Origin of the sequence: Mesorhizobium sophorae, from assembly GCF_002270415.1 — a bacterium.
Taxonomy (GTDB): domain Bacteria; phylum Pseudomonadota; class Alphaproteobacteria; order Rhizobiales; family Rhizobiaceae; genus Mesorhizobium; species Mesorhizobium sophorae.
On record NZ_NNRI01000017.1, the window covers coordinates 23,288 to 47,279 of the forward strand.

Annotated in this window: 21 protein-coding genes and 2 pseudogenes; 10 read left to right on the forward strand and 13 right to left on the reverse strand. The window is 59.2% G+C overall.

Annotated elements, in window-relative coordinates:
* Positions 1 to 154 precede the first annotated feature (154 nt).
* The 3 genes from CGZ66_RS24665 to CGZ66_RS24675 form a co-directional block, all read right to left on the reverse strand.
* Positions 155 to 1,975 (reverse strand): hypothetical protein, encoded by a 1,821-nt coding sequence (locus CGZ66_RS24665; protein WP_095088943.1) that lies wholly within the window; start codon positions 1,973 to 1,975, stop codon positions 155 to 157.
* Between the two features lie 7 nt (positions 1,976 to 1,982).
* Positions 1,983 to 2,471, reverse strand: coding sequence for a hypothetical protein (locus CGZ66_RS24670; RefSeq protein WP_095088945.1), 489 nt, complete (start codon positions 2,469 to 2,471; stop codon positions 1,983 to 1,985).
* 80 nt (positions 2,472 to 2,551) lie between these two features.
* The gene (locus tag CGZ66_RS24675) at positions 2,552 to 3,925 is read right to left on the reverse strand and encodes a hypothetical protein (protein ID WP_143748832.1); all 1,374 of its coding nucleotides are present in this window, start codon (positions 3,923 to 3,925) and stop codon (positions 2,552 to 2,554) included.
* A 496-nt stretch (positions 3,926 to 4,421) separates the two neighbouring features.
* On the opposite strand from CGZ66_RS24675, the gene CGZ66_RS24685 reads away from it, so the two are divergent.
* Together CGZ66_RS24685 and CGZ66_RS24690 are read left to right on the forward strand one after the other, a co-directional pair.
* Positions 4,422 to 5,339 carry a hypothetical protein gene (locus CGZ66_RS24685; RefSeq protein ID WP_095088951.1) on the forward strand — a complete coding sequence of 306 codons (918 nt, stop codon included), beginning with the start codon at positions 4,422 to 4,424 and terminating at the stop codon, positions 5,337 to 5,339.
* A gap of 233 nt (positions 5,340 to 5,572) precedes the next feature.
* A complete protein-coding gene (locus CGZ66_RS24690; RefSeq protein WP_143748833.1) occupies positions 5,573 to 6,406 on the forward strand; it encodes a hypothetical protein in 834 nt (277 codons plus the stop codon).
* A 90-nt stretch (positions 6,407 to 6,496) separates the two neighbouring features.
* Here CGZ66_RS24690 and CGZ66_RS24695 read toward each other — a convergent pair whose 3' ends face one another.
* From CGZ66_RS24695 to CGZ66_RS24705, 3 genes are all read right to left on the reverse strand, one after another.
* A complete protein-coding gene (locus tag CGZ66_RS24695; RefSeq protein ID WP_095088955.1) occupies positions 6,497 to 6,730 on the reverse strand; it encodes a hypothetical protein in 234 nt (77 codons plus the stop codon).
* Between the two features lie 54 nt (positions 6,731 to 6,784).
* Positions 6,785 to 8,071: a DUF4238 domain-containing protein gene (locus tag CGZ66_RS24700; RefSeq protein WP_167392238.1), complete on the reverse strand. Its 1,287-nt coding sequence runs from the start codon at positions 8,069 to 8,071 to the stop codon at positions 6,785 to 6,787.
* A 319-nt stretch (positions 8,072 to 8,390) separates the two neighbouring features.
* Positions 8,391 to 8,888 (reverse strand): hypothetical protein, encoded by a 498-nt coding sequence (locus tag CGZ66_RS24705; protein ID WP_143748834.1) that lies wholly within the window; start codon positions 8,886 to 8,888, stop codon positions 8,391 to 8,393.
* Positions 8,889 to 9,482: 594 nt separating this feature from the next.
* Between CGZ66_RS24705 and CGZ66_RS24710 the strand changes: the two genes are divergently transcribed.
* Positions 9,483 to 9,773, forward strand: coding sequence for a hypothetical protein (locus tag CGZ66_RS24710; protein ID WP_095088960.1), 291 nt, complete (start codon positions 9,483 to 9,485; stop codon positions 9,771 to 9,773).
* A gap of 425 nt (positions 9,774 to 10,198) precedes the next feature.
* Here the strand turns inward: CGZ66_RS24710 and CGZ66_RS24715 are convergent, their stop codons facing one another.
* The gene (locus CGZ66_RS24715; RefSeq protein ID WP_095088962.1) at positions 10,199 to 10,660 is read right to left on the reverse strand and encodes a hypothetical protein; all 462 of its coding nucleotides are present in this window, start codon (positions 10,658 to 10,660) and stop codon (positions 10,199 to 10,201) included.
* Between the two features lie 598 nt (positions 10,661 to 11,258).
* Here CGZ66_RS24715 and CGZ66_RS40875 point away from each other — a divergent pair.
* Positions 11,259 to 11,573, forward strand: coding sequence for a hypothetical protein (locus tag CGZ66_RS40875; protein WP_245331195.1), 315 nt, complete (start codon positions 11,259 to 11,261; stop codon positions 11,571 to 11,573).
* 104 nt (positions 11,574 to 11,677) lie between these two features.
* Positions 11,678 to 11,953, forward strand: coding sequence for a hypothetical protein (locus tag CGZ66_RS24725; protein ID WP_143748835.1), 276 nt, complete (start codon positions 11,678 to 11,680; stop codon positions 11,951 to 11,953).
* 1 nt (position 11,954) lies between these two features.
* Here the strand turns inward: CGZ66_RS24725 and CGZ66_RS24730 are convergent, their stop codons facing one another.
* Positions 11,955 to 12,548, reverse strand: coding sequence for an SOS response-associated peptidase (locus CGZ66_RS24730; RefSeq protein WP_095088966.1), 594 nt, complete (start codon positions 12,546 to 12,548; stop codon positions 11,955 to 11,957).
* Between the two features lie 71 nt (positions 12,549 to 12,619).
* On the reverse strand, positions 12,620 to 12,883 hold the full coding sequence (locus tag CGZ66_RS24735; RefSeq protein WP_095088968.1) for a DUF982 domain-containing protein: 264 nt from the start codon (positions 12,881 to 12,883) through the stop codon (positions 12,620 to 12,622).
* A gap of 205 nt (positions 12,884 to 13,088) precedes the next feature.
* On the opposite strand from CGZ66_RS24735, the gene CGZ66_RS24740 reads away from it, so the two are divergent.
* Together CGZ66_RS24740 and CGZ66_RS24745 are read left to right on the forward strand one after the other, a co-directional pair.
* Positions 13,089 to 15,050, forward strand: a complete 1,962-nt coding sequence (locus tag CGZ66_RS24740) for a hypothetical protein (protein ID WP_095088969.1) — start codon at positions 13,089 to 13,091, stop codon at positions 15,048 to 15,050.
* A 142-nt stretch (positions 15,051 to 15,192) separates the two neighbouring features.
* Complete coding sequence (locus tag CGZ66_RS24745; protein WP_245331197.1) at positions 15,193 to 15,819, forward strand: hypothetical protein; 627 nt, start codon at positions 15,193 to 15,195, stop codon at positions 15,817 to 15,819.
* 158 nt (positions 15,820 to 15,977) lie between these two features.
* On the opposite strand, the pseudogene CGZ66_RS41385 reads toward CGZ66_RS24745, so the two are convergent.
* Together CGZ66_RS41385 and CGZ66_RS40885 are read right to left on the reverse strand one after the other, a co-directional pair.
* Positions 15,978 to 16,470, reverse strand: a pseudogene (locus CGZ66_RS41385) (ABC transporter ATP-binding protein); the annotation flags it as partial.
* Positions 16,470 to 16,630: pseudogene (locus tag CGZ66_RS40885) on the reverse strand (AsnC family transcriptional regulator); the annotation flags it as partial. The pseudogenes CGZ66_RS41385 and CGZ66_RS40885, both read right to left, overlap by 1 nt.
* 131 nt (positions 16,631 to 16,761) lie before the next feature.
* On the opposite strand from CGZ66_RS40885, the gene CGZ66_RS24760 reads away from it, so the two are divergent.
* Genes CGZ66_RS24760 through CGZ66_RS24770 form a run of 3 tightly spaced genes read left to right on the forward strand, consistent with a single transcriptional unit; the run spans position 16,762 to position 20,406 of the window.
* Positions 16,762 to 17,571: a type IV toxin-antitoxin system AbiEi family antitoxin domain-containing protein gene (locus CGZ66_RS24760; protein ID WP_245331198.1), complete on the forward strand. Its 810-nt coding sequence runs from the start codon at positions 16,762 to 16,764 to the stop codon at positions 17,569 to 17,571.
* Positions 17,568 to 19,028 carry a nucleotidyl transferase AbiEii/AbiGii toxin family protein gene (locus tag CGZ66_RS24765; protein WP_095088973.1) on the forward strand — a complete coding sequence of 487 codons (1,461 nt, stop codon included), beginning with the start codon at positions 17,568 to 17,570 and terminating at the stop codon, positions 19,026 to 19,028. The genes CGZ66_RS24760 and CGZ66_RS24765 overlap by 4 nt, the downstream gene beginning before the upstream one ends.
* Before the next feature lie 58 nt (positions 19,029 to 19,086).
* Positions 19,087 to 20,406 (forward strand): hypothetical protein, encoded by a 1,320-nt coding sequence (locus CGZ66_RS24770; RefSeq protein WP_245331199.1) that lies wholly within the window; start codon positions 19,087 to 19,089, stop codon positions 20,404 to 20,406.
* 151 nt (positions 20,407 to 20,557) lie between these two features.
* Here CGZ66_RS24770 and CGZ66_RS24775 read toward each other — a convergent pair whose 3' ends face one another.
* Together CGZ66_RS24775 and CGZ66_RS24780 are read right to left on the reverse strand one after the other, a co-directional pair.
* Complete coding sequence (locus CGZ66_RS24775) at positions 20,558 to 21,397, reverse strand: S1/P1 nuclease (protein ID WP_167392239.1); 840 nt, start codon at positions 21,395 to 21,397, stop codon at positions 20,558 to 20,560.
* Between the two features lie 66 nt (positions 21,398 to 21,463).
* A complete protein-coding gene (locus CGZ66_RS24780) occupies positions 21,464 to 23,794 on the reverse strand; it encodes a phospholipase C/P1 nuclease family protein (RefSeq protein WP_245331200.1) in 2,331 nt (776 codons plus the stop codon).
* Positions 23,795 to 23,992: the final 198 nt, after the last annotated feature.

Below are 23,992 nucleotides of genomic sequence, written 5' to 3' on the forward strand. Positions count from 1 at the left end.
GTTTGATATTGACGCGTCGGACAGGATGAAACCGGGTGCCGCATTGTCATTGTACTCTGTCGGTAAATTCCAGGGAGCGAGCGCAGTCAAGCCGCGATATCTGCCGAGGCAGAAAACGGACAGACCAGCGCCTCCAGCACATTCGGCACTCTGATCATCCGCTTCCTAGAGAACTCAGTTTGCTTGATTTTGTCGTCTTAATTTTGATCTGTGAACGAGCGCCCAGCTCGCTCATAGGAAACTTCTGGCTCTCGCCCACGACGTGACATCCAAAAAGGAAGTCCTCACCATACCACCGGTTTTCTTTCGCGATGCCGTCAAGAGCAAACCGGAACGTGAGCTGAGCGGAAAGATCATTCCAGTCGTCAGGGATAAGATGGAGAGCAGAGAGCCAGTCGTAAACGTACCTGCATTCATCGAAGGGCAGCACGTCGAGATACATGCTGGCTGTCTTGCCTTCTGCAACATACTGATACCGCTTAGCCTCGCGGATGTTACAGTGCGCTGGATATGCAATCTGGGCGAACGCGGGATACAGCCCGATCTCCTGCGTGGGAACGTCGCACAAAAACGGCATTTTCTCTTGATAGGGGTAGCTGGAAAGCTCCCGCATCGCTTCTGACCTGAACGCGGTATCGTGTCTCCAGGCGTAGTATGCCGCTACAATGTCGGGGGCAGTCTTTTTATCAGTTGGCGTCCCGTAGAGCTGAGAGAGCCAGCCGTTGAGGAACTTCTCGCAATCTGCGGGGATTTCATCAAAGTCCGAACCGCTCGCATAGTATCCACACGCCGCGAATGTCCAAAGAAGAGAGAAGGCTGGCGGGTCGATAATCGCATCGCCGTCCATCTCGGTCTGTTCCATCTCAGACTTGAGGCCGTCCGCTGAGACATCGTCGTCTGACTCGGTCTTTGCTGGTGCGCCTTCAAGATCGGCGGAGATGTCGTATCCGGATTGGCTGGAGCCTGAAGATGCCTCGTCACTCTCCTCCGCATTGTTGTCGCCGTAAACATCAGGCTTAAAACGAACGAAACGCTCGCCCCGCTCGGCCGCCTGTTTAACTTCACCTTTGAATATCAGGCCCAGGAGCTTTGAGTTCGCCAGACGGGCAAGTGGGGCTATCAGTGCAGCAATGTCGAAGATATGCCGCGTGATAAATGTGCCGTAGTAGTGGTCGAAATTTTTTGCGACCTCATGATAGAATGACTCGCTCTGGTCATTGTCGTTTCGCAACATGAGACCGTGCTCCTGAGCGCCACCGGTTATCCCTCCGCCAGGCGCGTCCAGAAAGCTTTTTGGGTACAGATAGGAGGAGACCAGATGTGCGTATGGTTCCATCTTCTGATCGGACGATACGTCGGGTCTGGCAAAGTTGGTGATCAGAACACCGAGCGGAGCCAGTGCTGAGTGCCTGAAAAGGTTTGCAAGAAGCCGCGTCGTCTTCTGGTCCTGGCTCGGCAGGGGACCGCAGGCATCCAGATAAATCACATCGAAACGCCGGGGTGTGCCGGTAAAATAGTCCTCTATGCTGATGGGCACGAACTTCACGCCGCGCAGCAATGCGGTCTGCCGGAGATTGCCGAGTCCACTGGCAAAGGTTTTCTTCTCGTCCTCGAAGGCCCAGATATTTTCGGGCCGAACGCCGCACTCCAGAAAGACCTGGAGATCGTTTGATGGCTCGGGGCCGGCGAGGTACGCGACAGAGATTTCAGAAGCTTTTCGTGTCCCGATCACGCTGCTGCGAAACCGGCGCCACGACTTGATATCTGCCGTGTCACAGGCCATCGCAACGTCGAAGTCACCCACCGCATCGCTTGTAAGAAGGTGAGTGCGGATGCGTGTGATGTGGTCGGCAGGAACGACAGCGGCATTTGCCCGACGTGTAGTGACCAGTTTGACGGCGCGGGAAATAGCTTTGCGACGGGCAGCCTCTTTGGTCGGCTGCTGGTAGCTTGAGCTGGAACTTTTCGAGGACATCGTAATGTCATTCCGCGGGCGCAGCGCCGGGAAGCGCCGCAATGTCGATGCCTGCGTCCTCCAGTCTGCCCGTGGCCGCTGCAACCACCTCTGCGCCGAACTGGCGCGCATGCCGCAAAACAATGGCCTCGCCGGTCAGCTCCGGCATGTTCCGCTCCAGAAGCATGGTGAAGCCGTCGGTGCTGTTGGCGCTCGTGGCCCAGTCCTTGAGGGTTTGAACCACCCCCACTCTTGCAACCTTCTGCCTTGTGCGTGCGAGCCGGGTCGTCTTTCCCCGTTCTTCGGACAGAACATGCTCGAACGCATGAATCGTTTGCCAGAAATCGTATTCGACGGTCCCAGGCTTCTCTTTTGGCAGGACCGAAACCAGCTTGCGGAAAGCGGCGTCAGCGACGCGGGGCTCGGCCTTGTCCCGGGCGTTCCTGATCCAGGATCTCAGCTTCTCGGGGTCGGAGCAGTTTTCGATCAGCGCCAGAATCTTTGCCACGTCGGTCATGCCATCCTCCCCAACTGCCTAGCTTAGATTACTCTGTATATCTCAACATGCGATCAGCCGTTCGAGGGCCTTGAATGGTCTCACGTCCAGGCAAACTGAAGATCGTTCCGCCAGAACATGGCGTCGACGCCCTCCAGGACGGCGTAAGCCGCTCCAAGACTTAGGGCGTGCTCGTGGGAAATTCGCGCGTGGGACACCAGCGGTCGGATCTGAGGACGGGTGTTGCGACGCTGGAACACGAACGCGATATGGGAAATATCGTTCCGCACGTCCTGGCCGATCAGCTCGGTGCTGACGCCGATGTATCTCCTGGGCGGCGCGACTTCGTCGGTCATCTCCCTGGCGGAATTGAGGAGATCACTGGCCCTGCGGTTGAATCTTTCATTGGCAAAGACGCGCAATGACTGGAGCCCTGTGAACTCCCGATGACGCTTGCGCCAGCTTTCCCATCCTCCCCTCGTCACCTCGATAGGAACAACCGGCCTCAATGGCTCGCTGGTAGCCATCGCCTCCTTGACATGGGCGAGCCAGGACTCAAAACCCATGAGAAGCTGCTCGGCCTCCATCACCGCACGAAAGCGCCTGTACTCTCTTTCGGTTAGAGTTGGGATCGTCGTCGCAACATGCGGGAGGTCCTCGAAGTCCAGCGCATTCAATCGTGGCCGCCGCCGCCCGTAGAACTTGCTCTCGCTGCCAAAGGCGATCGCCGGCTTGACGTAGGTGATGCCGTCAAGATCGAAGGTGATATCGGCAACAGGCTTTTTCTTGGCGTCCAATCCATGTTTGCCAGTCACGAAATCAGTCATGTGCCGCTCGGAAAGGCCGTCCCATGCATCCTTCAAGGCGTCGAATGCGGCAAACGGCCGTTCGGGGTGGATGGCCACATAGTCCAGCGGCCAGAGCGCAACTGTGTCGAACCCATCGCTATGGAAGTAGCACCCGCCGACTACGATGCCATCGATTTCCCGGCTGTCATTCTTCGCACGCCTGACCACATGCTCGACCAGTTCTTCCTGCGTGAGTGCAGCGAAGCCGTTGTTGATGACGAACAGAACCGTAGTGGCGATATCAGGATTTTCGTTCCGGGATTGCTTCAGTTGAGCACGACCCTTGGCGACGGCCCCGCGGACGGGCCGTTCCACGATCGTCGCGTAATCTCGCCTCGCTTCTGGGGGCAGTAGCTGAGGATCTAGAACAACAACCGGCCTGCCAGGCTGATAGCTCGAAAAGAGGGTGGCGAGCTTTGCCTGATGCTCTGGCTTTTCAAGACCTTCGTCATCCAGAAACTTCAGCTCGATGACGGTATCGCCAAGCCGGTAGTCGGCGTTGATCTCGGTACGCCGGTCGGCATCGGGATGCGCCCGGCCGCCCCCTGCGTTCTCGATCACTGAGTCGATATCGGCTTCGCAAAGCGCGCGGATGACCGGCGGTGGGAGTGGGGTGCGCCGGCTCACGGGGAACATGGCTCTGCGGCGCACGGAATGAAGCGAGGATGCGCGGCGCGCCTCTCGCCGTGGTTTGGGCGCGAGTCGCGGATATCGATTTCGTCAGGCAGCACCGCCCCCCGGCAGTCAAGTCGATGGCATGGCGTGAGTCTGTGATGATCATCTCCTTGCGGTCCCGCATCTACGAAATACAGCCGGGTCATCATCTTACCGGTTTCCTGCTCGCCCACTAAGCTCCGAAATTCAGCGCCCTTGAATTGAGAGGCAAGAGCCACTCGCGAAATTATCAAACGGCACGGGACGACGTGCCGGCGGTGATTCTCAACGTTGGGACAGTTGACAATTCTGGATGGCATGAGATGTTTTCCTAAGCGGAGCAGTCTCCCGCACCGTCCACATTGGTGAAGCCTTCGGGGCAAGTACACTTTTAAGACGTCGGCCCTCTTTCGAGCGCGCCGTTGGGTTGAGTGGACCGACCCGCACCAGGCGCCTTTGGGAGACGATCATGAGGCTGTACTTTCCGAATTCCACCCGACCGAAGAAAGCTGCCAAGCATATTGGAGGCGAGCTTGGATTGGCGCTATCCGCTGCGCAGAACGGCCTTGCCCGCGCATGCGGCTATCGCGACTGGCACGAGTTCAACCGAAGCTTCGGCACAGATACCCCTAGCGCGCTTGATCAAGAACTGGAGGATCATGCGTTTGTCGAGCGCCAGTCCGACCTCAGCCTTGCATTGGGACGCGAGCTCGGCGTGCAGGATGGGGACGCCCAGTACGCGCTCTCGGCTGCGCGACTGACCGGTGATAGACCTCTCCTCCTCAACGATCAGATCGCCATCCGCATGAGCTGCTGGCGCAAATCAGTGCTACCAGTGGTCGGTGCCCGGCAGCGTGGCGCGATGGGCAAACTCAAGACTCGTGGTCGCAATGGCGAACCGGTCATTCTCCTCGATTTTGGACAGCCAACACAGGTGATTTCTCATCAGGAGGTCACGACCATCGCGGATTTTGAATACGTGGCCCCGCGAACTTCACTACCCCTTTTTCTGCCTATGCGCCTGTACCTGCCCTATGGCTACTGGACAGAGCCGGATGGCTCGGAAGTGTTCTTCTCGCGCGACTACAAGCCCGTGTGGCGTTTGCGGAAGGACGGCTCGGTCGAGCGGCTCGAACCCTGGCTCTGGATCAAGGTCAAGGAGGAAAAGCATCTGTGGGACGATGCTCGAACGCCTTGGCATTCAGCAAGTCTGAAGGACTCGCTCGACGAGCGTCTGGCGGGTTGGGGATTGCCGGCACTCCCGATTTTGGCGGATGCGCTTCCCCTCCTCATCCATGAGACGGCACATCGGCTCGACCGATCGCTCAGCGATGGAATAGCATTGCTGGAACGAGCGCGAAAACCCACCCCGGTGGCAGCTTCATGATCGGGGGTGCGCTCTTGAGACATCGAGAAATGCATCGGGCTATACTGTTGATTCTATGAGACGATTAATTAGTTTGGTGTGTTTGAGCCGACGACCCCTCACAACAGATCCTGTTATTTAGATACAATTTGGCCATGCGGCTATTTGACTACTTCGCCGTGCTACAATCAGCTTCCTTTGATTTCCAGGGGGTTCCGGCGACTATCGGCGAATCCACACGACATGGATGCGATATGGCTTATGAACTCCCAGAGCTGCTTGACGAACCTCGAAATCTTTTGGCGCCGTCTCTGATTGGCTTCCTGAAAATACGGGACAAAGGGGAGATCGTGGACTATCCCAACAGCTTGGGGTCCGGAACATTCGTGAGATTGCCCGGCGATATTTATGGCGTCCTCACTGCCGCACATGTCCTCGACGGACTTCCGGAAGACACCCCGATCGGAGTTATGATTTTCACCAGGCTGGAGGCTGGCCGGCAACTCAAGATCGAAGTCGACCGGCGCCAGAAAGTCTTCGCTCCTGGCTGGACCGGGGAAGGACTGCCCGATCTTGGCTTCCTCAGATTGGACGACTTTCGCGTCAGAGACCTAAAGGCGTTGGGGTGCGTATTCTACGACCTCGAAAAGGACCGCTCGCTCGCTGCGGCCGTCCACGAACCAGACATCGTCTGGCGACCTTTTGTTGTCGGTATCGTAGCTGAATCGAAGGCTGAATCTCGTTGGGAAAGTGGCCACGCTAAGACAGTTTATACAGCGCTGTTCGGTTCGTGTGAGATCAGACGCTCTTATGACCACGACGGCTGTGAGTTGGTGGCTGTCGAAGTCCAATTTGAGGGACCAGCAGGACCACCGAGTTCATATGGCGGGATAAGCGGCGGCGCTCTTTGGGCGATAGCGGAATTCCAGACCAATCGAAAGCCACATCAGCGCGTATTTCTTGGCGTCGCGTATTACGAGGAACGGAATGAGGCGGGTATGCTAGAGATCATCTGTCATACGCTTTCCGACGTGGTGAAGGTTCTTCTGCCCAAAGTCCAAGCCCACTTTGGCATCCGGGCAGGCTAACTGTGCTTACCGGCGCCTGGTTGTCACACATCCCGCCAGACTACACGGCGCTCCCACCGGATTTCGACCAGGCGCCGAAAGCGAAATGCACTACAGTTCTTGCCCGACCGGATGGAAGAATTCGGCGTTCATTGATTCCTTGTTCTTGCATTTCTCGCAGCGGACTTTTGCTCGGACCTGGTAGATAGTGACATTCCCGATGACTTCGCGAAGCTCCAGCGGGCTAGCGTTTGACGTTGCGGTGGCCGCATCGGACGCGGGCCGCCTGCCCTGCGGCAATGGGCGGCCGAGATGGTCGACGGGTGATTGGGCCAGTGCGCTCAACCAGATAATTTTTTTGCGAATTGGGCAGTAGTTTCCCTGACGGGTTACTCGGTCTCACATCGAGCCTTGGTCATCTTGATCGATAGCTGCTTCGATCTCCTCGAGTAGCTCTTTGAACGTGACCGCCTGGGAACTTTCGTCAATCCGGAATTCAGGATGCGACAGGAACTCGTTGGCAGCACTTTTGATCAGAACTGACGATATGCGCCTCGCAAGGCCCTCATCAGCAGGAAGGTAGCGCGGCACGATCCGTTTTTCGCTCTCGCTGCCGCGCAAAGTCACGAAGCATGCCGTCGGCGTCAGCGGCACGATCACGCGGAGACCATCGCCCAGGTCCGCCCGCGCACCAAAAACATCTGGCAGCACAAACAAAGGCGACCGAGTTCTGACGAGCGCCCACCGGCTCCACATTACGGGATGTGCGAGCAAATTGTAGAACTCATTGTTTTGGTAAATTGCTTCATAGGCTTTCGAGGCCATCTCGAGATCGCCGGCGAAACCATGCTCTGCCAACGTGGGGGCAATATCGACGCGGACTGCGTCGATGAAATATGGGTTTCTGAGCATCTGTATCACAAGGAATCCAACCAGCGACTCACGCTGCGGCCCATTCAGCGGCCTTGTATCCAAAAGCATCTGAACCGGTTCTTTCGCATCCCCCTCAATCAGAGAAAAATAGGCCTCAAGCCGGTCGCTATAAAGCTTTTGCCTAAACCCCCATTCACCAAAACCACGAGGTGCGGATTTCCAGCCGTCGTTGGTGCGCCGCCAACGCAGAACTTTGCCGCCAACAGCCCAATGATCGCGAATGAACCAGCGCGGGATGAAGTGGTTTTTGCCCACCGGTTTGACAGAGAGCTTGGGCCTGGGTGGATTGGCGTCCTTTTCCATGGCCTTCTGCGATTTCGGCTTCCAACGCATCTCCATGGATCTCTTCCAGATGTGTTCGTATGCCAGTTTCGCAGTCGCAGTGATCATCGCTGCACCTGCCGGTCCCAAGCAGTCCTGGCGTTCCCGTTCTGGATCGACAAAAGCCAGCGCTTGACCAGTCGCGATTCGTTTCTCAACGATCCTCTCACCCAGCCAGAGCTGCAACCGCGCGAGCTCAAGCACCATCTCCTCGCGGATATTGATGTGCAGCAGAGACTGATCGTGCTCGCCAAAGGTGAGCATCTCGCCAACAATCCGATGGACGACCTCATCCCAAACATGAGCCAGAGGATCGATTACGGCGACACTGAGATCGGGAAGAAGCTTCTGTGCAGCAGCTCGCGTCGCCGGACGATTCGACTTTCGAAACGCAACGCGCGATGCCGTGCTGTGATCTCTCTCGGAATTCATTCCGGGGCGCCGCTCATTGTAGCAAGATAACTCCCCACCCATCGCTGCAGCGGGCTTCTCCCAAGAAGGGCGACAGCAGGAACGTTAGCCCCCACCGAACCGCTATCCCCACAATAACTGGATGCCTCCACATGCCCAAGGATTCCACACCTTGGACAAACAGACCATCCGACTCGACTTCCTGAGAGACTCCGCGCATTTTCTCGACACCGAATCGAGGACGATATGGCCGACGAGAAGAAGGATCCACCGCCAGAGCGCGAGCCACCGCCGCCGCCCCCGCCGGATTGGGGCGGCAAGAAAAGCGAAACGGATCCTCTCAAATACCGTTGAAAATCATACCGATGGCGCCAATCGCAATTCCTGCGATTGGCGCCACGATTCCCAATCGCTTAGCCCAGGCAAGTGCACTCGCGCCCCGTTTGTTTGTAGCCCGATTCATATCCTGTACAGCTTTTGTCTGCTGAAGGTAGGCACGAAGGGCTTCCGCTTCCGTCACAAGTTCGCCGGTCGTCCACTGCCAGAACTCAGCCGCTCTTCCTGGCAGCCCAATGTCAGATGGAACCATCGCTCGAAGGCAAAACCAACACGCAACTGCGAGTATAATTGCAATTATTGCGGTCGGTGGGCCTGCGAAGTGTAAGATCGGGTCTCTGCTGAGGATTCCCGATGTTGCAGCGACGGCCGTTGCCACCCCAACTGTGACGTAGACTCGAAACAGTGCCATGGCTTGCCGGTCTGTGAAAATGATCAGGTTGATCAATGCAGCATCTCGAGCTCGAGCATCATCCAAGATTGTTTTTAGATCTGCCTTCATCGAACTCTCCAGGGCCTCGGGCGACATTGTGGTGGTATTCGCTTCTGTAGCAAGGGGGCGGCGCGGCCCCGGCCGCCTCCCTGGCAGCACGCCGTTGATGCTTGCCTCGATTGGCCAAATAACGAAGCCGGATTTGGTAGTTCGATGGGCGTGGGGAAAGGCGGTAGCGCGCTAGCGCTACCACCATCCAGTACACCAATCTCATGAGCGGACGCATCCGATCCGCCCCGAAAGGCACTCCCAAGATGGCGGCGGCCTCTATCCGTTCTCGAGATCGACAGACCCGCCCCAGGCACTGAGGCTTGCCCCAGCCTGCGGTTTCAGCAATCCTGCTACGATGCGATATTCACCTCGTGCATTTGTGCTGGCGCTGGCAAAAGGGCGGTTGGCTCAAAACCCTTCCGCCACAGTGGAGGATTGGAAACCGCTGTCGGCTGCTACAGGCTCTACAACAGCCCCCCAGGTATACTACTCGCCGGAGGAGTTGGAGCGACAGCACGAGAACACGAGACGGGCAACCGAACTCGCCACCACCTACATCGCCGCTGAGTTCCAAAAAGCAAAAGGGCGCAGAGAACGGCGCAGCAGCAGACAATGACCCGCCTGTCCTTTGCAGAGGAGCTTGAAAGCGCCGCGGATCGCATAGCGGACATGTCGCGGCCGGATTTGCAGATCATCCTTCGTCGCGCGGCTTTGATGCTCAGGAATGTTGCCGGCGTTTCTCTGGAGCCGGCGACTGAGGATGCACTCAACGACCTGGCTGCCGAGATGAAAGTGGGCCGATCCGACCTCATACAGATTGTCTTGCGCGAGTGGCTGGAGACGAACGCCTATCTCCCGGTGCGTACCATCGACGAGGAGAGCGAAACCGACGGGAGCGCATAGTGGCGACGACGCCGTCCTCATTCGTCTTTCCAGACGACGTGCCGCTCCCTCGTTGATCTTCGCGCCGGCGACCGTCGGCGCTCCAAGGAAGAACGGCGTATAAACCGCAGTCCTGCGCACGTCCGCAACAGGGACATTGTCGCGCGCAGGACGGAGGAAATTCGCCCCCGGCGCGGGCGGTAAGCAGGACAGCCGCAGGAGCGTCAGCATAGCGCCGGCCGCAGGACGGGACGCGGGACCGACTGTCCCCGTCCGCGGCGGTCCGCATGACTTTGCGTCCCGATGGAAGCCGACCAGCAGTGATCCCGCGCAGTTCCGGTCCTCGGCAGTCAAGCCGCGGATCGACAACGATGCTACCGGCTTGCCAGCACCAGCCCGAGTTGGCCTGGAAGAAATCGATGAGGCCTTGCTTCCCTTCAACTCCCTCAATTGCGTGGCAGCTTGTGAATTTCAAGCCGGACAGGCCCGCCCCTGTCACAACTGGTGCAAAAAAGCGCGCGTTCGACAGAACTGAACAGAGCGCCTTTGCCATAGCGTTTGATGAGGCCGGCAGGCTTTACCGTTGCATGGTGCGAACAGGATCTGCACCAGGCCCGCACCACATGCCATTCGCGAAGGTCTCCGAGGGCGACATCGAGGCCGGCGTGAACACTACCGTCGATGATGGTCTGTGGCGGGATCTTCACCTCGCCTGGCGTCAGGATCTTCTCCATCACATGCCGGCTGTTGTAGTGGATCAGCAACATGCCAGGCCGGCGCCGGATGGCGGCCTGCCAGGCAGCCTGGCTCACCGTCGAATCGGGGGAGCGCGAAATGGTTTCTGACAGAGCCTGCTCCTGGCGATCCCAGACCTCGATCCGAAAATTGTCTTCCGCTGTTTTCGCCATAGCTTCGCCGGCCAGCGCGATTGACGCCGAGCCATGGTCCTTTGCTGCTCAAGATCACGCTGAAATAAGGAACATATTCCTTTCTCGTCAAGGGGCGCACTTGACTCTTTGTTCTCTTTTTGTTCACACTAACAGAGATAGGCCATAAGAGGCGAACCATGGAACTTCGCTTGAACATCGAGAACGCAACACCCGAAGAGCTCGCACGCGGCATCGCCGCAGCCGAAGCCGTGTTTGCACGCGCCGGCATTACGGCTTTGCAGGGCGCGGAAGGACTGTTTGCGTTGGAAGGGTGGGATATCAATGGCTTTCCCGAAGACGACAAGCGTACCGAAGACGAGGACCGGGCCGCCACGGTCTGGCTGGAGGCCGACGAGGCTGCGACGACTGCTTGTTGTGCGGGCTGGCCGGAGGACAAAATTCCGCGTCATCAGGTCATGGAACTGATCAACGTTCCCCGCACGAAGTTGCAGGCCGAGGCGCTTCCGGACACTTGGCCGGCGCGCAAACAGCTCTATCCTGACGTCGTCAAACGGCTGGAGGTTACAGCTGGCCCAGACCGCCAGATCGATTTCGACATTGCCTTCGTTCTGGGTTGGTGCCCGAGCGACCGACGCTGGATCGGGTTGAGCCGCTTTCGGAAAAGGGAGACCGTATCCCCTTCTTCACCAGCGACCTTGCCCAGGTCGAAGAGATGGCTCGCAAGGCGCTCAAGGACTGGACAATCGAGATCGACCGGGATCCCTGCGATGCCCACGTTTTCGACCCGGCGGCCAGTGATGACGATGATGAATTGCGCATGGCGGCATGGCGTGATTTCGACGGCTCCCTGCATATGGAAAAGCCACCGGCAAATCCTGCAATCGCGCTGACGCTGGCCATGATGCGCGGCCAGTCGATGCATTTCGAATAGTGGTCAAACGCCGTCGGGGCGCACCAACGCCATCGGTCATCGACCGCGACTGGCCGCACCAGGTTGCGCTGCCGGATGACCTCTGTACCGACAGGAACTTCACCGTGATCGCAACGTTCTGTCGGGATCGAGGGCTAAAGCACCAGACGCGGCAGGTGCAGGCGATATGGCCGAACGGCAAATATGAAACCTATCGGGTCCATTGCTTCAGCGATGCCGCATCCGCAGCGCCGTTCCTTGATCACTTCGAGGGCTTGATGTTCGATCCGAGGCGGGATCGGGAAAATGGCAAGGTGCGGGGCGTCTGGCGCCGCACGGGCGAATACGCGCCGGTTCTCGATCTCGGTCCGCTCAGCGTGCCGAAGATCCTGCGCAGCTAAGTCACGGGCTTTCGGGGCGAACTGTCTCCACCGAGAGCGATCCGGCTGGAAGCGGCCGCAAAAGCTCGGCCTCAGGCTTTGTCAGATTAATCCAGGCCGCCCAATCCTCGGGCTGAAGCACGACCACCTGCCGATTGTGATATGGCGCGACATCCGGCCCGGGATCGGTCGTCAGCATGGTGAAGGTCGGTGGCTTGTTGCCGACAGCTTCGCGCCAAAGCCCCGCGACGGCCATGAATGGAGAGCCGTTGAGCGTGAAGCGATGTTTAGCTTTCGGATATTTCTTGCCTGTGAACTCGAAGAACGCGGACGCAGGAACGAGGCAGCGCTTGCTGTTTCCGAACTGCCGGCCTTCGGAGCGAAAGTTGAAGACCGGCCCACCTTTGGGTCCGGTCGGCGGAAATCCGAACGTCATCGATGCCAGTTCGATCGTGTCGTCTCCAGCACGCATGATCGGCGCTGGGTCGTTGATGCGGACGTCATCCGCCTGTGGCAGATCGAGTTCGGTCTGGTGGCTGGGGATTTTGAGCGCCAGCGACGCCATCATCCGGCAATATTCAGCCCAGAGGACATGCTGTTCATAGTCGTTGCACATGGGAGGCTCCGGAACTGGGCGACTTGTTCAGAGTAGGGCAATCGAGGCCACGATGAAAAGCGGATCGGCGCTCAACCAAACGGATCCCGCTCAACGAGGATGTCTGCCTCCTTTGCGGCCTCGACAAAGGCTTTGCGTGCATCACAGGTTTCTTTCAGACCCTCAAGCACGCCAAGGCAGGCTTTGCGGGCAGCGACATGTTTTTTGTCGGTCACCGCCGGCCATCGGTTCAGCAAGATGTCCGCTGCCTGGGCTACTCGGTCCACGGTATAGACCATGTTCCTCGACCTGCCGAGCGCCACATGTACAGGCCTTTCAAATCGCTGATCTTGCACGCAACCTCCTGAGCGCGACCCCAACTCAATTCGCGATCAGGAGATAGGTTCCTGTTCTGGGCCGAAGCCAACGTAGTATGGCGCGATACAATGCGACTGATCGCGCTGGCCGCTCTCCGCCGTTTCCTGCGGCGCGCACAAGACGGGCCGACTGGTCAATTGCTGACGGATTGTCTACCAGCATCCCTATTGGAGGGGGGCTGCCATGCGATGGGACGACAAGAAGACGCCGGCGCTGTGGGGATTGTTCTATCAACTCGGTTCGGGTGTCCCCCGCGGAAAGGGGCGCAGGATCACTGTCTTCGAGAAGGAGCCCATTTCCACCGGGCTCGTTCACGACGCAATCGACGAACTTCGCGCCGAGGAGAACGTCAGGCTCGCAACGGCCGATCACCTTGCGGCTATCGCAGCCCTCGTCGGGAGACCATCCGACAAGGGCGACGCTGCGACCCCCGGACTTATGAGCGGGCTGCAGGACGTAGTAGACCAACGCTGGGACCTCGCGCGCGAGCTTGCGGCTGTCTCCCTGGCATACGGGCAGCGTCGACGACAGGTCATGCTGGCGCTCCCGCGGCTGGTAGCCTCACCGGAGATGCTCGATGCGATCTGCGACGCTCTTGAGAACGACGATCTCACGTATCTGGGCCACGATCTTGACTACGGGTCGCTTTCGGTGCCGACACGCGATCAGATCCGGCGCTTGCTCTCACTCGCCCACAAGGAAACCGGTGGCGATCTCGCAGCAGTCGCCATGCGTTCGATGAGCCACCTCCAAGGCTGGTCCTCCTGGTTGAAGCTCTTCGGTATTCTCTTCATCCATCCAGAGCTCGCCGAACCAAGACGAGCGATCAAGCCCCACTATGACATAGACGGACATCATTGGCATCGGCAGCAGGCGGTGTCGCAGAAGGCGATGTCGGAGCTGTGGGACGCACTGACCTCCGACCCACGGGTGCAGGATGTTGCCCGAATGGTGCAGGACCTGGATGGCGTGCTGAGGAACGCCCCGCCAGATCTGCGAACGGTCTATTCGAACGACATGCTCTCGCTGACAGGGAACGACAGCGACCTGCGCAAGGCCGCGATCGAAGCGTTGCTATGGTTCGGAAGGGGGCGGACCGGCGACTTCGCCCTCTACACCGCCATGGAGATAGTACGCTCGGACGATGTTGCGCTTATGCAGGAACTGACGAACCATCCCGATCGCGAAACGCAGTACCGCGCCAAGCAGGTCGCGCTGGCCAATGATCAGGAATTTGGCGAGGGGCGCGCATGGCCAAGGCCGAAACGGATCGGGGTCGCCGATCGCCTCTATAGCCTGACCCTTGCGCAGGACGACCGAGCGCAGAATGGGCGCACCTGGTTGGGCGACAGCCTGCTGGAGAGCATGATCGAGCGGACTGTCCTGGATCTGGAGACGCAGGTCGCCAATGAATATCCGCTTCATCACGGTGTCGGAGAAGAGAAGCTGATGGAGCGCTTCTTTACCATGCTGTCGGATCGGTTCGAGGCTCTCGATCTGGCGTTCCTGGACACAGCCAGAGCCCTGGGCAGCGGACGACGAACGAGCGTCCGGATGCAGTATCGCTCGATCGACAAGTCGGAGGAGGGCAAGGCGGGCATAGCCAGACCCGGCCAAGAGGGGCCGTCAAAGACTTTCGCGGCGGATCTATGCCTGATCATCGATCCGTACGTGAACGGAAGACCGCTGGGACGCCGGGCCACGCTTGTGCAGGCCAAGCGCCTCTATCCCCGCGATCGAGCCGATGCGTCCAAGGGCTGGAACCACTCGTATCAGTTGGATACACAACAGACCACCGACCTCGTCCGTCAGACCAGTTCGTCGATCTTCCTCTTTCAGGGCCCGGGACTCGCCGGCCGCGGGCTGCCCGTGCTGCCCGCCCAATTGGTAAGCGACCTGGCTAACAACCAGAGCGCCACAGGAAACGTGCTCGCCGCGGATGCCGTCGGCACCGCGTCGCGATCGTTCGCGGACTGGTTCACCTACGACCTGCTGGCACTGCGTGTCGGCGACCCGTACGGGCCTCTCGTCGCCAAGGCTGAAAAGTCCTCGGGGTCCATGCCCTACGACCTTTTCCGTTACGGCGCCGTGGAAGTGCAGGTGATGGTGGACGAACCGATCAAGGGCGGTGACATCGAATCATAGGCGATGCAGATAGCGCCGGAGGCGGGCCGATGAACAATCCTGGCAACGGAGCCAGGCGGCGACCGCAGCTGCGCGGACCTGCTCAGCGTGCCAGCGCCGCGTGTCACTGCCTCTAATTCACACGTTTATTTGGAGCATGGGTATGGTCGGTGAGATCGATTTGGTGAATGTCGGCGCGGCGTCTGGAAGGTTCTTTCGGCTCTACCACGCGCACTGTGTTTCACCGAATCCTGATACGCTGTTTTCGTTGCTTGAGGCCGGACACAGTCTGAACGATCGGCTGAAGGTTGGAATAGACCTCGATTTCTTCGACGTTCCGGAATTTACGGCCCTGAAGTGCCTTAGGAACTTCTTCCATCATCAACAGGAATTGCGGCACGTCATCAGGCTCATTCCGATCGGGAACTACCCGATCGTGACGGATTTGATGACTTTGTGCCTCGTCCCGCGCGATATCGTCACCGCGGCGATTGAAGAGACACGAGGACGGCGCCAGGAAGAGACGCGGCAAGCCTGTCATGACGTGTTCCACTGGTATGGCACGGTCGTGAACATCAACCCGTCCCTGTTCAACTTCGTAGTCCTGGCTTACGAGCGCCTGAAAAATCGAGGTGTCCCACTAGCGGGAGAAGCGGTTGAAGAATTCGAGGTCAGTTACCGCCATGAAGAAGAGAATGGCCTTCCGCACCTGGTCGGCGGAAGGCTGGCGACGCTGGCTGGAGACATCAACCAACTCCTGAGTGACATTATGAACACAAAAGGGTTCTAACGGCTCGATGACGGTCGCGCTGAGCGAACGGCTCGAGTTTCACTTGCGGCCGCCAAACCGCCCAGTGAGCGGACTGGCCAGGATTCGGCTAGCCACTTCGATATGGAGAGGCGCCGCCGTTCCGACTCCGCGACAGGCGGCCTCCTTAGAGGCACTCTTTACTTCCAGTCCTCGCCCCAGATCATCACCGTGTGACCAGGCGAGACCTCGCGATACTGACGCGCGGGCGGGGGGCCTGATCCCGCTCTTGATCTCGTCATTCGCGACCGGGCGTTTCTGCAGGCGCCGGGCCGGATCGGCAATGGGCACCGCGGCCAGCAGCCGTTTGGTGTACGGATGCTGCGGGTTCTGGAAGATAGCCTCGCGAGGTCCGGTCTCCTGCAACGCGGTGGCTGACACGTTCGACCACAGTCATGTCGTGCGATATGAACAGATAGGCAAGGCCCATCTCCGCTTGCAGGTCGAGCATGAGATTGACCACCTGGGCCTTGACCGACACGTCGAGCGCCGACACGGCCTCGTCCGCTACGATCAGCTCGGTTCGAGTACGAGCGCGCGCGCACTGCAGATGCGCTGGCGCTGGCCACCGGAGAACTCGTGCGGATAGCGCCTGGACATCTCCGGCTCCGGGCCCACGCGGCACAGCACCTCAGTCGTGCCCGCTTCGTGCGCGGCGTAGCCAGGAGCTGGCTGGTCTCTGCCCGGCTATGAATCGGATGCGCCTTGGCACAGCATTGTAATCGGTCAGCGAGGCCGTTCCGACAACCAGATCCCACCGGCCGTTTGTCGTGTGAGTTGTCGAGACTTCAGGGAGATCGTTCGTTCGTTTGTATGCAGTAATTCACTATTTATGTAAATTATCGATGGTAAGGCAATGGACATTGCCGCAGGGCGGGTGTTACCCTATACTCCTAAGTTCGCACTTTCTGCTAAGTGGTGCATATGAAACAAAACACCGCTCGCCTTCCGCAAGGTCGCGCACAATTGGTTCGCGTCATATCCACAGCGGGCGACGTGATCCACGTGGATGACGTTGCCGGCGCATTGCAACTCGACCGCACGGCCGCCGCCCAGCGCCTTTCGCGTTGGACCGAGCAGGGTTGGCTGAGGCGGGTTGGCCGGGGCGCCTACGTTGCAGCGTCAATCGATACCATGGGGTCCGACCGCGTCCTTGACGATCCTTGGGTTCTCGTCCCCGCGCTCTTTGCCCCAGCCTATATCGGCGGACGCACGGCAGCCGAGCATTGGGATCTAACTGAGCAAATCTTCAAGGACGTCCTCGTGATGACGGCACAGGCCCTGCGCCAGAAACGCCAAGAGCGACACGGGATGCTGTTCTCGTTGAAGCACATCGATGAACGGAAGCTCTTTGGCACGAAGAACGTCTGGCGCCATCAGACCCGCGTGCCCGTGTCCGATGTGCACCGCACGGTCGTCGACATGCTGGATGACCCTGCGATCGGCGGCGGCATTCAGCATGTAGCCGATTGCGTTGCCGCCTACATGCGACGCGGTGATCGTGACGATGAGAAGCTCATCGAATACGCGATGCGTCTTGGCAACGGCGCCGTCTTTAAACGCCTCGGGTTTCTCGCCGAGCGCTTGCCCAACGGTGCTGACCTTGCCCGCCTTTGCGAGAACCATCTCAGCGGCGGCCATGCGAAGCTCGATCCAGCCCAGGACGGCCCGCGCGTCGAGACAAAGTGGCGGCTGCGCGTACCCCAGCGATGGGCTCGCGAGGGAACCACATGATCGACAAGCGCGAAATCCTCACAATCTCCCAGCAGACATCCCTCACCCCACACGTCGTGGAGAAGGACTATGTCCTCGGTTGGATGCTCGCGGGCATCTATGGGCATGAGGATCTTGCGGAGAACTGGGTCTTTAAGGGTGGCACTTGCCTGAAGAAATGCTTCTTCGAGACCTACCGATTTTCCGAAGACTTGGATTTCACGCTTATCAAACCGGAGCACCTTGACGCCGATTTCTTAAAGAACGCATTCTCTGAAATCGGTGAGTGGATTTACGAGCAGACAGGCATCGAGATTCCATCCGACAAGCAGGAATTCGAGATCTATGAGAACCCGAGGGGACAGATTTCGTGCCAAGGCAAAATCAGCTACAAGGGTCCTGTTTCGTCGACCCATGCGCTTCCGCGGATCAAACTTGACCTGACAGCGGACGAGCGTGTCGTTCTCCCACCCGTTCGCGTCCAGATTTTCCATCCATACAGCGACGCTCCAGAAGACGGCATTGAGGTCCTGGCTTACGATTACATCGAAGCGTTCGCAGAAAAGTTCCGGGCACTCGCCGAACGGACCCGCCCACGCGATCTCTATGACGTCGTACACCTGTACCGAAACGCTGAGGCACGTCCAGATCCGAAGCGCTTCATGGACGTTCTGCGCGCCAAGTGCGTGTTCAAGGGCATCGGTATCCCCCGCATAGCTGACCTTGAGCAGCATCGCGCTGACCTTGAGGCTGGCTGGATTCACATGCTGGAACACCAGCTTCCCGCGCTTCTGCCAGTTGCGACTTTCTGGGACGCGCTGCCAGAAATCTTCGCCTGGCTCGAGGGCAACATCGCACGACCCCTCGCAGCGATGCCTATCGGCGCCGGCGACACGCTGATCCGCGAACGCATCATAGCTTTTCCCACGGGCGGCCCGGGCCAGAACTTCGTCGAGACGATCCGCTTCGCTGCGGCCAATCGGCTTCTTGTGGAAATCGACTACCGCGACAAACAGGGCAACCGCTCAACGCGCGCGATCGAAGCCTACTCCCTACGTCGGTCGCAATCAGGGGACGTGCTGCTCATGGCAGTACGCGCGGACAACGGACAGTCGCGCAGTTATCTCGTCGATAGCATCCTTGGGGTCAAAGCTACCCAGACATCATTCTCGCCGCGATACCCCATCGAACTCACGCCATCTGGCCCCCAGGGTGTCCCGCAGACGAAGTACTCTGGTTCAGGAGGAGGGTTCGGCTTGCGCCGTGCGCCGGTTATTCGGCGTTCGCAAGCCCGGAGCGCGACGCGTAGCACAGGCTTCGCGGGGCTAAGCGGCCCAACCTACGTCTTTAAGTGTTCGGTCTGCGGAAAGACCTTCAATAAAAAGAGCTATGACGCAACGTTGAACAAGCACAAGAACAACCGCACTGGCTACGAATGCTATGGCACGTTCGGAATTTACGTGAGAACGAAATACTAGCGAGGCACCGCCGAATGGTTGATGAAAACCAACGCGGGGGAATGGACGAGACGGGTCAGTGGTGGTGACGCCGGATCAGCAACTCATCGATGCCCTGACCGCCCTGTGGCGCATTCCGCGGCCAGGCCCGGATAAACTGCTGTCGGCACCGGCCTTCGTCGCACTGAGTGAACTCTGCGACCAGCGCTATGGTCGCGGCAAGGCCACCTTTGCGCTGAGCAGCGCGCTCAGGTCACTCGGCATGCCATGCGGGCTGCCGCGCGACCAATCGGGACTTGCGCTTGACGTGCCGACGGCCGCGGCCACACTCGACGCAGCTTACACGCGTGTGATGACGGTGCGTCGATACATCTGCCCGCTCGATCTGGCCGACGATTTGCCACAGATGACATTCGGCGGCGTGCGAGTTGGTCGGTTCAGTGCCGAAGAATTGGAGAGATTTTTCGATGCGCCGAGGCTCGCGCGCAACTTCCCAGCACAGCCGCTCGAATCCAACCGCCTTTCTAATTTCCATTGGCTGGTGGTTGAGGAAGCAGTGGAGGTTGATCCGAGACCCGAGGCGCGCGGGACCCCATTTCTGTTCGTGGACATGCGCCGGGACTACGGTGAGATCGAACCCCATCTGGGTCGGTTTCCTCCGGCCGTCGAAGGTGCACTGTTTTTCTTGCTGCTGGCCAGGTGGGAGGAGTGGTCGACGATGCAGGAGGTGGACTGGCGCGGCTTTCGCGTGCCGTGGATCTACACCCTTGATGAAGACCTTTTCATCCGGCCCGCGCGGCCACCCAGCCCAGACAGCCTTACGCTGGAGCCGTGGATGGTTCAGAACCATTGGGGTGAAGAGATCGAGATGGAGCGGCCGAGCACGCTGCCGCTCGATGACCGTGCCAAGACCGAGTTGCAACTCTTCACTGACTCATCTTGGACCGAGTTGCAGGCGGCGCGTGCAACGCCACTCTTTGAGACGCCGATAGTGCATTTTCTTGTCCGGGCCTTCCTCGCGGACGGTATCGATGAAGTAATGGCTCATATGACCGCGATCGAGGCGGCGCTTGGTCTGGAAAGCGACCACAGGCGCCAACTGCGGCCCAAGCCTGACCCGCATCCAAGAACCTCGCCGACCGAACGTGTCGCAGCCCGGATCGGTGCGGCGCTCACTGATGCCAAGGCAGTACAGGACTATAAGGGTCTGTTTGAACTGCGAAGCGCATTCGTCCACGGCCGGTCCGGACTACAGCCAATCTCAACCCCACAGCGCATCCTGGCGCGCAATTTGGCGCGACGCGCGGCGGGGGCATTGGTCGTACTGGCTGCGCAACCAGGTCGCTTGCGGGCGGCCGTGTTGGCCGACCTTCTCGATCAAGGCATTGTCTATCTATAGAACGGGTCCGCATCCACGATGTCGGTAGCCGGCCGCCGGCTATTTCCGCAATTGAAAGCCTCGTCCCGCATCAGTTTCTCAATGTAGCGCGCCACTCAACTGGCGGCATCGTCCAGAAAAATGCCCCCTGTGGGCGAATCGCGAGCGGGTGCTAGTTTCCGGCCAAAACCGAGTTGAGCATGGCGGCCAGGCGCAGGCCGCCAATGGCAAGTTGCCCGTCGAGCCGGTCCTTCACCGCAGCTTGGTACGTCTCGTCGATGACGATAAACCCGTCGGCGTTCGCGGCAGGCAACTCCTGATAGAGCTTCTGTCCGACCTGGTGGCACTGATTGACCCACTGCTCGGCGAACCCTTCGCCATACGAGACATCGGTGATGCCGGGCACCAGGGTCCTGTCGATTTCTGCAGCATAGCTGCCCCAAGAGAAGGCACGCGTATCGATCAAGCTGTCGTCCCAAACCGCGTGAAGGTTGGTGTCCGGCACCGGTCGCAGCTTGCCGTCTGGCCGTTTGCCCTCGAAATCTACCTTCACCTTGTTTGCACCCACGTCGCCGTGACGCTCGGTACAGTGGAAGGGTTGTGTGGAATCCCCCACCAGATGCGCCAGCAGGAGCAGTGCCTGGCGGCGATCGGCGTCAGACTTCGTGCGGTCGGCGAGGATCTTTGCCTCATCAACGAGCGCCGTGACGAGGCATCCATTCGCGCCTTTGCAATCGACGGATGCATCATAGGCGTCGTGAGAGACGTCGATGTCCACGAAATGCCAGTCGTATGTGTGCTTGCCCTCATCCGTGAATTTGTAGTCGTCAGCCCAACTCGCCGTACCAGCCAGCGATTCCTTGCCGAGCAGCCTTTCCACCTCAAGATACACTGGATCATTGAGGTGACGGAGAGCGATCTCTGCAACGATCGAGTGCCCGCGATCGCCCCAGGCGAGGCAGTCCGTAGACGTCGCCAGCGTCAGCAGCGCAGCGAGAGCCAGCGTTTTCATTGATGTCTTCCTTCTCATTTTCACAAGCGGCGGTTCAGATCATCGAAGGCGAGACTGGACATCACATCAGCCCGTTGCGGCGCCCTCTATCCCGGGCCACTTCAGGACCGCGCCGATCTCGTCGATCTTGTAGGAAGTGAGGAATTTGCCCGGGGCAACGATCTCCATCGAATGTTCCGGCGTGAGCGCGACAGTGTTGCGGTTGCCAGACTCGCCGCCGCCCTCCTCCCAGGCGCTTTCCCAGAGCACCGCCAAAAGATGTGTGCCATCCTTCATGACGTCGATGGTCGCAGCGCCGTAGTTATCCCACATCGCAATGAGCTGCTCCTTGGCGGTTCCGGCGCTGTCGAACGTGTTGACGAGCTCGTGCGGGGGCACCTTGTTAAAGGTATCCCGCATAAGCTTGACAGTTGCGAGCGCGGCGTCGCGGCCATTGGCAATATGCTCATTCGCGCCGACCGCGGGGGTTTTTGCGAGTCCCGCCAGAACAGCCTCCCGGTTTGCCATCAGCATGCCGTTCTCGTAGGCGTCATGGACCTTGTCGCCAAGCGCGAGCACTTGATCGGTTGTGGTGCCATTCTTGTGGTGGACGGTGTGATGCTGGGGCTGAGTTGGATCACCGTGGTGCCACGACGAGATGTGGAGGGGCTGGCAGGCGTCGGCGACATAGTGGGCGAGGACGCCCGCGGCGCAGACGAAACTGTCCATCTTATTGGCGCGGACGAAACCGACCATTTCGTCGAATATCTGCCAGACACGGAACGGGAGCAGCCCGCGATGCTCATAGCTGATCACTTCATTGGTCAGCGGGTCGCGGACGGAGGTGTAAAAATCGTCCCAGACCTTCGGATCGACATTCGCATCGCTCTGGCAAAGCTTCAGCAAATCCTGTTTGTCGGCTGGACGGACCTGGTCCATGTCGGCGAAATGATTGGGTCCTTCCCACTGGCGTGAATGGCCTTGGCGGCCATGCTTCCAAAAGAAATCGGGAACGTCGGCCATCGGTACGATGGCGTCGTCGGACATGCCTTTGAAATCGCCCGTGTGCAGAGTTTCGAGAGGGTGGCTGATGATGGAGATATTGTTCTTCATCAACGTCTTGAGCTTGGGCACGCGGCTGGACAGTGCGTTGGCGACGCTGCTCGCGATCGAGAAATGGCCAAGAGCCCCCCAAGTGTCTCGTTGATCGAGATTCCAGTCACGGATGATGTCCAGTTTGAGGTAGGCGCAAGCGGTGCTGAGCAGTGTTGCCAGGGCGTATGCGCGAACGCCATTCTGGCTGTCGGCGACGAGCCGGTCAGCGCCCCATTGGATGGCAATCGGGTGCAGGGTTTTGCTGTCGGCAGCGCGCTTCTTCTCGTCGCGCGGCCGCTCGAGGCTGCCTTCAAGCAGCCACAGCGTGCCGGAGTCTCCGGGGCGGGTGGCGAACGGGACAGCGGGTTCGCCGTCATGCGGCGTCCGCGGGCCGATCAGGAAATCGGCGACGGACTCGAAGCCGCCGCGCGACTTGTAGCGGTAGAAGAGTCCTTGGATTTCGCCAAGCATCCAGGTGCTCGCCGCGCCATAGCCGCGCACTTGCCGACCGACCAGGGCGAGCGGAAAAAGCTTGGAGGATAGATCTATCATCTGGCCCATGACTGAGCCGTCCTGCAGCCGGGCGGTCCAGCGATCAAGCTCGTCGACGCGGATGAGCCCGATGTCGGCGTTGACCACGGTCGATTCAGTCACCCAGCCCGGATAGATCGTCGAGAACGGAATCTGGCCAATCTGATCGGGACCTGAGGTCCCGACGCGCATCGCTCGACGGTCAATAACCGAATTGATGACGGTGCCGGCCGGGCCAGTGACGTGGCGGTTGGTGAGGGCGTAGGTGGTGTGGCCATCGCTCGCGAGGCAAGCGACAGTCGCGAGATAGCGTTCGCCCTGGACTACGACGGTGACCGGATTGCCGCTGCCGATGTTGTTGAGGGGATAGCGCAGTTGCGGCACTTCGACCGGGCGTTCGGCGACGCGCGGTGCCTCGATCACACATATCGGTATCTGACGGCCATCCGGCAGAAACACCGCCGCCGGCAACATGTCGCTCGGCTGGTAGGACTTGCCCTTGGCGAACTCGGTCTCGCTGACCCAGCCGGATACGAACACAAGGATCGCCGGCCACGAGTAGGGTCGGACCTCTGAATTGTCGAGCCGGCGCGAGAAGGTGCCCTTGATCTTCTTGGTGTCGTCAGGCCAACTGTCGCTGCTGCGGATGCGATAGTAGCCGAGGCACGTCGCCACCACGTTCGGATGCCGCATCAAATGGACGTGAAAAGCCTCACGGGCTTCAATAAGATCGTGCAAGGAAAGCGCCGCAAACGGATCGTCGCTGCGCTCCCAGTTTCTCTTCTCCGGCATGACGGCCTCCCCCAGGACCTTAAGTAAAGCGTGGTAGTATTATAGGCTGATACTTTGTCATACAGAACTGCCAATTTGATGATTTTTACCTCTTATTTTGCCGACTAAGAAGACGCCCGAAGCCGTGCGTGTGCAAAGCGGCCGGCCAGGTATGGAATATGACAGGCACCCTCACCCGCGCTACGCGTGCCTCTTGGC

Coding starts and splice junctions, on each gene's coding strand:
- CGZ66_RS24670 (WP_095088945.1), bottom strand. CDS start 2,471: ATGACCGACGTGGCAAAGATTCTGGCGCTGATCGAAAACTGCTCCGAC.
- CGZ66_RS24760 (WP_245331198.1), top strand. CDS start 16,762: ATGAAACAAAACACCGCTCGCCTTCCGCAAGGTCGCGCACAATTGGTT.
- CGZ66_RS24765 (WP_095088973.1), top strand. CDS start 17,568: ATGATCGACAAGCGCGAAATCCTCACAATCTCCCAGCAGACATCCCTC.
- CGZ66_RS24700 (WP_167392238.1), bottom strand. CDS start 8,071: ATGAATTCCGAGAGAGATCACAGCACGGCATCGCGCGTTGCGTTTCGA.
- CGZ66_RS24685 (WP_095088951.1), top strand. CDS start 4,422: ATGAGGCTGTACTTTCCGAATTCCACCCGACCGAAGAAAGCTGCCAAG.
- CGZ66_RS24665 (WP_095088943.1), bottom strand. CDS start 1,975: ATGTCCTCGAAAAGTTCCAGCTCAAGCTACCAGCAGCCGACCAAAGAG.
- CGZ66_RS24705 (WP_143748834.1), bottom strand. CDS start 8,888: ATGAAGGCAGATCTAAAAACAATCTTGGATGATGCTCGAGCTCGAGAT.
- CGZ66_RS24715 (WP_095088962.1), bottom strand. CDS start 10,660: ATGGCGAAAACAGCGGAAGACAATTTTCGGATCGAGGTCTGGGATCGC.
- CGZ66_RS24730 (WP_095088966.1), bottom strand. CDS start 12,548: ATGTGCAACGACTATGAACAGCATGTCCTCTGGGCTGAATATTGCCGG.
- CGZ66_RS24710 (WP_095088960.1), top strand. CDS start 9,483: ATGACCCGCCTGTCCTTTGCAGAGGAGCTTGAAAGCGCCGCGGATCGC.
- CGZ66_RS24745 (WP_245331197.1), top strand. CDS start 15,193: ATGGTCGGTGAGATCGATTTGGTGAATGTCGGCGCGGCGTCTGGAAGG.
- CGZ66_RS24690 (WP_143748833.1), top strand. CDS start 5,573: ATGGCTTATGAACTCCCAGAGCTGCTTGACGAACCTCGAAATCTTTTG.
- CGZ66_RS24740 (WP_095088969.1), top strand. CDS start 13,089: ATGCGATGGGACGACAAGAAGACGCCGGCGCTGTGGGGATTGTTCTAT.
- CGZ66_RS24775 (WP_167392239.1), bottom strand. CDS start 21,397: ATGAAAACGCTGGCTCTCGCTGCGCTGCTGACGCTGGCGACGTCTACG.
- CGZ66_RS24780 (WP_245331200.1), bottom strand. CDS start 23,794: ATGCCGGAGAAGAGAAACTGGGAGCGCAGCGACGATCCGTTTGCGGCG.